The sequence below is a fragment of the Micromonospora sp. ATA51 genome (genome assembly GCF_016802855.1).
GTDB classification, from domain to species: Bacteria; Actinomycetota; Actinomycetes; order Mycobacteriales; family Micromonosporaceae; genus Micromonospora; species Micromonospora sicca.
The window spans coordinates 1-2,078 of sequence record NZ_JAEVHJ010000582.1; the positions used below are offsets into that span (position 1 = coordinate 1).

The following is a 2,078-nucleotide window of genomic DNA, read 5'->3' on the forward strand; positions in this document are numbered from 1 at the left end:
GTCCGGCCGTGAGGTCACGACGGGCGGCGAGGAGCGGGAACGATCTTCACGGTTCCCCCCGAGAGGCAGTAGGAGCACGTCAGTCCCGACGTGATATGCGCCGGGGTGCAGGTGGGGCCAAGGCTTTTTTGGGGCTCCAGCTGATGTTCGCCGTACGTGTAGGGGCCATGAAGTCGCGTGGGCTCCGACACCGGCGGACCGTACGTCAGCAAGGGAAAGAAGTAGCAGAGGAAAGGGAGGGCCGTTCACCGTTGGATCGCCCGCCGTCGGCCGTCATTTGAGGCTCGGCGGACACCGCAGTTTCCATCGAACGAGAGGTGGTCTCCGGTCACGCTTATGCGATCCTCGCACCCGAAGCCGTCAGTTTCGGCTGGTGCGGATATGACAAGCCGACGTTCCGGTCGGTAGATGGTGTTCTGACCCGTAACCCTGGGCCCCGGCGCGTAAGCGCCGGGGCCCTCGACGTGGAGGTGGCATGGGGCAAAACTCCGATGACATGTTCGGCGATGAGAACTACCCGGCCTACACCATCGGCCAGGCCGCGGAGCTGCTCGGTACCACGCAGGACTTCCTGCGCCGCCTCGACGAGGCGAAATTGATCAACCCGCACCGCTCCAGCGGCGGGCACCGCCGCTACTCCCGCTACCAGCTGCGCCTGGCCGCCCGGGCCCGCGAGATGGTCGACCAGGGCACCGCCCTGGAGGCCGCCTGCCGGATCATCATTCTGGAAGACCAACTCGAGGAAGCCCTCCGGCAGAACCAGAACCAGCAGCATGGGACGCGGCGGCAGGACTGGCCAGCCCGCTCTCGTGCGAGGTCGTCGGCGGGCGATGAGTCGGCCGGCCCGCCAGGCGAAGGTCCCCGTCCCCGCCTCGGTCCTGGCAGCCCCGCTCGTCGCACCTCTTCACATCCCGGCCGGCGACCGGGATGCTGTGCGTGACCGGCGGTCCGAGGCGTCGCCGTCGTACCCCGGCCGGCGTGCCCGGGCGCGGCGGATCGGCGGCGTGTAGCGTCCGATCATGGGCAGCGGCGGAACGGACGACGTGGGTGCCGGGTGGAACACCGCTCGCGGCGCCGACGAAGTGGCGTTGTTGTCGGAAGAGATCACCGCTGCGCGGGTGACGGCGCTGCGTCACGCGGTCGCCGCGGCAGCCCGTTCGGCAGGTCTGGTGGGCCACGGGCTGGAGGACTTCGTGTTGGCGGTGCACGAGTTGGTCACCAACGTGGTGCGCCATGGCGGGGGCAGCGGCGAGGTGCGTCTGTGGCAGCACCACGACCTGCTGACCTGCCAGGTCAGCGACAACGGACCTGGGTTGGGTGAGATGGCCGTCGCCCTGCCGTCGCCGGGGGAGGTCGGCCACCGGGGACTGTGGCTGGCACGGCAGCTCACCGAAGGGCTGATGATCGACAACTCCGGACAGGGAACGATCGCCTCGGTGACAGCGCAGCTGCGCCCCCGATCGACCGTGCACGAGGGACGGTGACAGTGGCCACGGAGCAGACCTGGCACTGGCGTGTCGACGTCGGTGCCGATCGTAGTGTCCTGGCGCTGTCCGGTGAGATCGACATGTCGGGCGCCGATCGGCTCGATGACCTGCTGCACGAGACCATCGCCCAGGCCGGGACGGTAGAGGTGGACCTGGCGGGGTTGACCTTCATCGACTCGACCGTGCTGAGCACTCTGGTCGGCGCGCACCACCACGCGGCCGACCGGGGAGTGGATCTCACCCTGGTCAACGCCGCTGGGCAGGTCCGCCGGGTCCTCGACATGACCGGCATCATGCAGTTGTTCGGGCGGGTGGCAGATCCGCCACCCGCCGCGATCTGAGTGCGCGAGGCTGGGAACCTCGTCGCGGCGGGCGGCGGAACAGCCGTCGCGACGCTCAGACTGTGGGGCGGTCAGGCTCGGTCTGTCGTGGGCTCAAGGAAGCGGACCATGAGTACGGTGGCGTCGTCCTGCAGCCGGTCGTCCTGGTAGGCGAGGATCGCGTGGACGAGACGCCGGGCGGTCTCTGGTAGCGGCAGCCTGTCAGCCAGGGCCCGGACGGTGAAGTCGACCAACCGCTCGGTGCCGAACC

Annotated in this window: 2 protein-coding genes and 1 pseudogene; all 3 read left to right on the forward strand. The window is 69.0% G+C overall.

The window, feature by feature from the left end:
- Positions 1-475: 475 nt before the first annotated feature.
- Positions 476-772: pseudogene (locus tag JNW87_RS37985) on the forward strand (MerR family transcriptional regulator); the annotation flags it as partial.
- 247 nt (positions 773-1,019) lie between these two features.
- Entirely contained in the window at positions 1,020-1,484 is a 465-nt protein-coding gene (locus tag JNW87_RS37990; RefSeq protein ID WP_109805834.1) for an ATP-binding protein, read from the forward strand.
- Positions 1,481-1,828 carry an STAS domain-containing protein gene (locus JNW87_RS37995; protein ID WP_236648667.1) on the forward strand — a complete coding sequence of 116 codons (348 nt, stop codon included), beginning with the start codon at positions 1,481-1,483 and terminating at the stop codon, positions 1,826-1,828. The genes JNW87_RS37990 and JNW87_RS37995 overlap by 4 nt, the downstream gene beginning before the upstream one ends.
- The last annotated feature ends 250 nt before the right edge of the window (positions 1,829-2,078 follow it).

Bases quoted from the DNA above. Each gene is read 5' to 3' on its own strand.
- JNW87_RS37990 (WP_109805834.1), top strand. From the start codon at position 1,020: ATGGGCAGCGGCGGAACGGACGACGTGGGTGCCGGGTGGAACACCGCT.